Genomic DNA, 6,975 nt, shown 5'->3' with positions numbered 1-6,975 from the left:
GGCGCGGGCGCGGTCGGTGCGGCGCCCTTCGCGACGACGGTGATCCGCGCGCCGGTCTCCGCGTCGGCGCAGCGCACCCGCACGTCGTAGGAGCCGGGCTTGGCGGCGGCGTCGACGCGGGTGCCGCCCATCAGGGCGCCGCGGTGCGGGGACAGCTCGGCGTCACCGGCGAAGGCGGGCGAGGAGGCGGTGCCGGACGTACCGCGGCAGCCGGTGACCCGGAGCGCGATCTCGGCGCCCGGGGCGGCGGTGGAGGGCGTCACCGAGACACCGTGACCGTCCGCCGCGTGGGCCGCCGGGGTGAGCGCGCAGGCGGCGAGCAGTCCCGTGCAGAGCGTCAGGCGAAGTGGACCCATCGTGAAACCTCCCGTCATCCGGAGACTTCCCGCAGCGGCCCGGCCCCGCATCCTCAGCGGGGCCGGACTGCTCCGTCCGGGTGGGAAACGGTTCCGAGGGGGTTCAGATCAGGTCGACGAGGTCGGCGATCGAGTCGACGATCTGGGACGGGCGGTAGGGGAAGTCCTCGACCTGCTCCGGCCGGGTGAGCCCGGTCAGCACCAGGAAGGTCTGCATCCCGGCCTCCATGCCCGCCAGCACGTCGGTGTCCATGCGGTCGCCGATCATCGCGCTGCTCTCGGAGTGGGCGCCGATCGCGTTGAGCCCGGTGCGCATCATCAGCGGGTTGGGCTTGCCCGCGAAGTAGGGCTGCTTGCCGGTGGCCTTGGTGATCAGGGCGGCCACCGCGCCCGTCGCCGGGAGGGGGCCCTCGGTGGAGGGGCCGGTCTCGTCCGGGTTGGTGCAGATGAAGCGGGCGCCGCCGGCGATCAGCCGGACCGCCTTGGTCATGGCCTCGAAGGAGTAGGTGCGGGTCTCGCCGAGGACGACGTAGTCGGGCTCGTGGTCGGTGAGGACGTAGCCGATGTCGTGCAGCGCGGTGGTGAGGCCCGCCTCGCCGATGACGTAGGCGGTGCCGCCGGGACGCTGGTCGCCGAGGAACTGGGCGGTGGCCATCGCGGAGGTCCAGATGTTCTCCACGGGCACGTCGAGGCCCATGCGGCGCAGCCGGGCGTGCAGGTCGCGCGGGGTGTAGATGGAGTTGTTGGTGAGCACGAGGAAGGGCTTGGCGGACTCCCGCAGCCTCTTCAGGAAGGCGTCGGCGCCCGGGATCGGCACGCCTTCGTGGATGAGGACGCCGTCCATGTCGGTGAGCCACGACTCGATGGGCTTGCGGTCTGCCATGTTCTGCGTCTCCAGGCGAACGTGCGGGGCGGAAGGGGCGCCGGAACCACGGCGTGCCGACGCCCCCAGCCTAGTCAGGCCCCGGTGATCCTGACCCCGTCGACCACCCAGTACCAGTTGTTGCCGCCGGTGTAGCGGAAGCGGACGCGGGCCCTGGTGGCGCCCGCGGGGACCTGGAGGGTCACGGTCTCGGCGCGGGAGAGCGCGTCGGCGGTGTAGGTCCGGACGGGGACGGGGGCGCCGTCGTCGTAGGAGACGAGGACCTCGCCCCGCTGCGGGGACTCGTGGCGGTAGTGGGTGGTGTAGGCGAGGGTGGCGGCGCGTCCGCCGGTGACCGGGAACGCGGGGCTGACGAGGGTGGAGTCGAAGACGCCGGTGGTGGCGCGGTCGCTCCACTCGTCGCCGTCGGCGACCGCGAAGACGTTCCGGGCGCGGACGTTGCCCTCGCGGCTCTGGTCGCGCTGGGACTGGGTCCAGAACTCGTCGGTGGTGAAGGACCAGCCGCGCCACTCGGTGACCCCGCCGGTGCCCATCGCGGAGTTGTCGACGGACCAGCCGGCCGGCGGGGTGTGGGTGAAGCCGACGGCGGAGGCGGGGATGCCGGTCTCGTCGACGCGGGTGCCCAGCAGGCCGCGCAGGGTGTCGAAGTCGTCCGGCGCGGGCCGCTGGAGCGGGCGGCCGTCGAGGTTCCAGGCGGGATCGATCGCGATGCCGAGGTGGGCGAGCGCGGAGGCGGCGACGTCGGGCATCTTGACGTCGTGGCGGACCGAACCGGCGGACAGGGTGGGGCCGGTGGCGATCAGGAAGGTCTGGCGCTCCTGGAGGGTGGAGCCGCCGTGGCCGCCCGCGTCGGTGTGCCCGTGATCGGCGGTGACCATGATCAGCCAGTCCTCGGCCGCGTACCCGGGGCGGGCCCGGACGGCGGCGACGATCTCCCCGACCTGCGCGTCGGCGGTGCGCACGGCGTCCAGGTACTGCGGGGAGGCGGCGCCGTGACCGTGTCCGGCGTGGTCGATGTTGTCGAGGTGGACGAAGACCGCGTCCGGGTCGGCGTCCCGCAGCCGGGCCACGGCGCGGGCGGTGGTGCCGGTGTCGTACTCGGCGCCGGGGGTGGAGACCCGGGTGTCGACCTTCGCGGAGAGGACGGTGTCGGTGATCGGCGCCCAGGAGGAGACGGCGTAGGTGGCGAGGGCGGGGTTCGCGGTCTCGGCGCGGGTCAGGAAGTCGGGGTACAGGTCGAAGCGGGCGCCGGTGAACGCGTTGTCCCTGACCTGGTGCCGGTCGGGCCAGACGCCGGTGAGCAGGGTCGACCAGCCGGGTCCCGAGAGGGTGGGCGCGAGCGGGTCGGCGTAGATGCTGCTGGGCGCGGTGAGACCGGCCGCCATCAGGGCGCCGAGGTGCGGGGCCGCGGCGTCCCTGATCCGGCCGAGCAGGGCGCCGTCCAGGCCGATGAGCAGGACCTTGGGCTTCCTGACGGCGGCTCGGGCGACGGGGGCGAGCGGTCCCGCGGCCACGGCGAGCGCGGCGGCGGAGACGAGAAGGGAACGGCGGGACACACGGGACGACACGGGGACCTCCGGGAGGGTGGACGGACGTGTGGCGTGTGGGGGGGAGAGAGATGGGGGGGCGGCCACCGGTCGGCCCGGTTGCGGGCCGCGGCGGTTGGCCGTCGGTGCACTCGGGTGGGGCCCGGGGCGGTTCGGGGTCGGTCAACTCGGTTGCAGAAAAAGGTGGTTAGTGGGCGGGGGCGGTGAGGGCGGGTGGGTCAGCTGCCGGTGGCCGTCTTCCAGGCCGTTACGTAGGAGGCGAGGTTCTCCTCGATGTCGTTCCAGTCCGGCTGGAAGATCTCCACGCCGTCCATCAGCGCGTCCAGCGCGACGGCGTCGGCGTCCGTCGCCTGCACGTCGTCGCGGGCGCTGAAGCCGCCGCCGACGGCGCTGACCTGGCGCTGGGCGCCGTCGCCGAGCAGGAAGTCGAGCAGACGGCGGCCGTTGCCGTCGTGCGGTGCGCCGGTGACGAGACCGGCCGCGTAGGGCAGCGCGAACGTGGTGGGCGCGGAGCCGGGCCTGGCCGGGAACCAGATGCCGAGGTTCGGCATGGTCTTGGACTGGGCGTAGTTCATCTGCACGTCCCCGTTGGCGACGAGGAGTTCGCCCTTGTCGACCTTGGGCGCCAGCTTGCCGGTGGAGGCGGACGGGCCGACGTTGTTGGTCTGGAGCTTCTTCAGGTAGGCGAGGGCCGCGTCCTTGCCGCCGAAGTCGTGGATCGCCTTGACCAGGACGGCGGTTCCGTCGCCCGCGACGCCCGGCGTGGAGTACTGGAGCTTGTCGCGGTAGCCGCCGCCGAGGAGTTCGTCCCAGGTGACCGGCGCCTTCTTCAGCTCCTTCTTGTTGTAGACGAACCCGAAGTAGTTCTGCACGACGGAGGTCCAGGTGCCGTCGGCGGCCTTGGCGTCGGCGGCGACCCGGTCGGACCCGGCGGGACGGTAGGCCGCCAGCAGGCCCTTGCCGTCGGCCTGCTGGATGAACGGCGGGAGGGTGACCAGGACGTCGGCCTGCGGGTTGCCCTTCTCGCGGACGGCGCGCTGCACCATCTCGCCCGAACCGCCCTCGACGTACTCGACCTTGATGCCGGTCTTCTTGGTGAAGTCGGCGAAGACCCGGTCGTACCAGCCATCGCCGTTCTCGCCCTTGAGGCCGTCGGCGCTGTAGACGGTGACGACCTTCTCGTCGGCGGCGGACGAGGTGCCGCCGCAGGCGGAGAGCAGCGGGGTGGCGAGCAGACAGAGGGCGACGGCGGGGGCGAGGCTGTTTCTGCGCATGACGGGATGAACTCCTGGCGGGAAAAGGGGTGTTCGGGACGGGTGCGTCGGTCAGCGGTAGGAGGCGCGGGTGCGGATCCGGGAGACGGCCGACAGGACGAGCAGGGTCGTGGCCATCAGGACCACGGCGACGGCGGAGCCGGTGAACAGGGAGCCGCGGTCGGTGGCCGCGTGAATGAGCACGGGCAACGGCGTCCAGTCGGGCGGGTAGAGCATCATCGTGGCGCTCAACTCGCCCATGGACAGAGCGAAGCAGAGACCGGTGGCGGCGGTGAGCGAGGGCAGCAGGAGCGGCAGCACGACCCGCCGCAGCACGTACCCCGGGCGGGCGCCGAGCGAGGCGGCGGCCTGCGCGTAGGCGGGGTCGAGGCGGTCGAGGGCGGCCGACACGGACTGGTGGGCGAAGGCGGTGACGAGCACGGTGTGGGCGGCGACGACGATCCACCGGGTGCCGTTGAGCAGCAGCGGGGGCTGCGAGAAGGCGACCAGCACGGCCAGTCCGACGACCACCGAGGGCACCGCGACGGGCAGCACGAACAGGGCGTCCAGGACCCGGCGTCCGCGTCTGCCCAGGGCGGTCCCGGCGAGGGCGGCCCAGGTCCCGGCGATCAGCGCGAGCAGGCTCGCGGTGACGGCGGTGACCAGGCTGGTGGTGAGCGCCCCGAGCGCCTCGCCCCGGGTCGCGGCGCGGTAGTGGTCGAGGGTGGGGCCGGAGGGCAGCACGCCGGACCAGTGGGTGGCGAGGGAGGCGCCGAGGACGACGAGGAGCGGGAGGGCGAACAGCGGCACGAAGAGGACCAGGAACCCGGCCCACAGTGCCCACCTGGCCCGGCGGCTATGCACCAGCACGACGGCTCACCATCCGGTAGAGGGCGTAGAGACCCACGGAGATCAGGACGTTGACGACGGCGACCACACAGGCGCCCGGGTAGTCGGACTCCAGGATCGCCTTGCTGTAGACGAGCATCGGCAGGGTCGTGACGCCTTTCGCGCCGGTGAACAGGACGATGCCGAACTCGTTCAGGCACAGCACCAGGACGAGGCTGCCGCCGGAGGCGAGCGCGGGCAGCGCCTCCGGCAGGATCACCCGGCGCACGATGCGCGGGGCCCGCGCCCCGAGGCTGGACGCGGCCTCCAGTTGGGCGGTGTCGAGCTGCGAGAACGCGGCGAGCAGGGGCCGCATCACGAACGGCGTGAAGTAGGTGATCTCGGCGAGCAGCACGCCCCAGGGGGTGGTGAGGAACCGGAAGGGTCCTTCGGCGGCGCCGGTGAGGCCCGTCCACAGCCCGTTGGCGATGCCGACGCGGCCGTAGACGAAGAGCAGGGCGAGGGTGACGAGGAAGGAGGGGAAGGAGAGGAAGACGTCGACGAAGCGGGCGACCGCGCGGGCGCCGGGGAACGGCACGAACGCGATGACCAGCGCCAGCGCGAACCCGAGGAGCAGGCAGCCCGCGGTGGCCGCGAGCGCCAGCCAGACGGTGGTGCCGAGCGCCTCACGGAACGCTGCGGAGGCGAAGACGTCGGCGTAGGGCCGCAGGGAGGTGCCGCCGGTGTCGGGGCTGACGGACTGCCGCAGGACGAGGGCGAGCGGATAGAGGAAGAAGAGGCAGAGCAGGACGACCGGGGGCAGCGCCCACAGCACCGGCCCGGCGGACCCCGGCAGCCACCGCCGGGCGGACCGGCCCGAGGGGCCCGCGGACACGGGGGAGGTGACCGGCCTGGTCGGGGGCAGCTTCTGCGAGCCCCCGGAAATAGGGGAGTTGACCGGCGGGGCCGTGGGGTGTTGCGGGTGGCGGGTCGGGGATGTCGCGGGGTGTTCCGGGCGGCCGGTCGGGGCCGTCGTGGGGAGGATGCCTCGGCCGGTCGGGTCAGTCATGGCTCACCCCCGCGGGCAGCAGCACCACGTCCTCCGTGGCGAAGTGCACCGTGATCTCGGCGCCGTCGGCCGGGACAGCGGTCGACTCCGGTACGTCGACGGTGAGTTCGTGGCCGCCGACGTCCACCAGGAGCCGGTGGGTGGCGCCCCGCCACTGGATCGCGGTGACCGTGCCCGGCAGCCGGTTGGGTCCGTCGCCGAGCCCGACGAGGTGCGGCCTGACACAGAGCGTGGCCCGCGCCCCCGGTGCCACGCCCCCGGTGGCGACCGTCAGCTCCGTCCCGGCGAAGACGGCCGTGCCGGTGCCCGCGGTCACCGGGAGGAGGTTGGCGTTGCCGACGAAGGACGCGGTGAACGCGTCGGCCGGTCGCCGGTACAGCTCGGCCGGGGTGCCGCAGGCGCGCAGCCTGGCCCGGTCCATGACCGCGATCCGGTCGGCGAGGGTCAGCGCCTCGATCTGGTCGTGGGTCACGTACAGCATCGACACGTCCGGCAACTCGCGGTGCAGCCTGGCGAGTTCGGCGAGCATCCCGGAGCGCAGCCGGGTGTCGAGCGCGGAGAGCGGTTCGTCGAGCAGCAGGACACCGGGCCGGACGGCCAGCGCGCGGGCGATGGCGACGCGCTGCTGCTGACCGCCGGAGAGGTCGCGGGGGCGGCGGCGGGCGTAGGCGGCCATGCCGGTCATCTCCAGCGCCTCGGCGACCCGGGCGCGGATCCCGGCGCGGGGCGTGCCGCGGGCCCTGAGCCCGAAGGCGACGTTCTCCTCGACCCGCAGGTGCGGGAAGAGGGCGTACTGCTGGACGACCATGCCGATGCCCCGGCGGTACGGGGGCAGATCCGTCACGTCCCGCCCGCCGAGGAGCACCCGCCCCGACAGCGGCCGCACGAACCCGGCGACCGCCCGCAGCGCGGTGGTCTTGCCGGAGCCGGACGGCCCGAGCAGCGCCATCACCTCGCCGGGCGCGACGGTGAGGTCGAGGGCGTCGAGGACGACGTCGCCGTCGTAGGCGACGGTGACGGAGTCGAAGCGGATGCCCAT

The 6,975-nt window shown here is 73.4% G+C and carries 7 protein-coding genes; all 7 read right to left on the bottom strand.

Going from position 1 to position 6,975, the window contains the following annotated elements; all coding sequences use genetic code 11:
- On the bottom strand, positions 1 to 356 hold a 356-nt coding region (locus tag GA0115242_RS10695; protein WP_093826995.1), incomplete at its 3' end, for a hypothetical protein.
- A 103-nt stretch (positions 357 to 459) separates the two neighbouring features.
- Entirely contained in the window at positions 460 to 1,239 is a 780-nt protein-coding gene (locus GA0115242_RS10690) for an HAD-IIA family hydrolase (protein WP_093826993.1), read from the bottom strand.
- Between the two features lie 74 nt (positions 1,240 to 1,313).
- A complete protein-coding gene (locus GA0115242_RS10685; protein ID WP_093826991.1) occupies positions 1,314 to 2,807 on the bottom strand; it encodes an alkaline phosphatase family protein in 1,494 nt (497 codons plus the stop codon).
- 197 nt (positions 2,808 to 3,004) lie between these two features.
- Positions 3,005 to 4,060, bottom strand: coding sequence for a 2-aminoethylphosphonate ABC transporter substrate-binding protein (locus GA0115242_RS10680; protein ID WP_093826989.1), 1,056 nt, complete (start codon positions 4,058 to 4,060; stop codon positions 3,005 to 3,007).
- A gap of 51 nt (positions 4,061 to 4,111) precedes the next feature.
- The gene (locus tag GA0115242_RS10675) at positions 4,112 to 4,909 is read right to left on the bottom strand and encodes an ABC transporter permease (protein ID WP_176729787.1); all 798 of its coding nucleotides are present in this window, start codon (positions 4,907 to 4,909) and stop codon (positions 4,112 to 4,114) included.
- Positions 4,896 to 5,762 carry a 2-aminoethylphosphonate ABC transporter permease subunit gene (locus GA0115242_RS10670; protein WP_370672266.1) on the bottom strand — a complete coding sequence of 289 codons (867 nt, stop codon included), beginning with the start codon at positions 5,760 to 5,762 and terminating at the stop codon, positions 4,896 to 4,898. Before GA0115242_RS10670 ends, GA0115242_RS10675 begins: the two co-directional genes overlap by 14 nt.
- 166 nt (positions 5,763 to 5,928) lie before the next feature.
- Positions 5,929 to 6,975: an ABC transporter ATP-binding protein gene (locus GA0115242_RS10665; RefSeq protein ID WP_093826987.1), complete on the bottom strand. Its 1,047-nt coding sequence runs from the start codon at positions 6,973 to 6,975 to the stop codon at positions 5,929 to 5,931.

The sequence above is a fragment of the Streptomyces sp. SolWspMP-5a-2 genome (assembly GCF_900091845.1).
In the GTDB taxonomy this organism is placed as follows: Bacteria; Actinomycetota; Actinomycetes; order Streptomycetales; family Streptomycetaceae; genus Streptomyces; species Streptomyces doudnae.
Note: the sequence above shows the minus strand (reverse complement) of the source record. Positions and strands in the feature narration are given on the sequence as shown.

What these genes read in the sequence shown, in the direction of transcription:
- GA0115242_RS10665 (WP_093826987.1), bottom strand. Translation starts at nt 6,975, where the DNA reads ATGGGCATCCGCTTCGACTCCGTCACCGTCGCCTACGACGGCGACGTC.
- GA0115242_RS10690 (WP_093826993.1), bottom strand. Translation starts at nt 1,239, where the DNA reads ATGGCAGACCGCAAGCCCATCGAGTCGTGGCTCACCGACATGGACGGC.
- GA0115242_RS10680 (WP_093826989.1), bottom strand. Translation starts at nt 4,060, where the DNA reads ATGCGCAGAAACAGCCTCGCCCCCGCCGTCGCCCTCTGTCTGCTCGCC.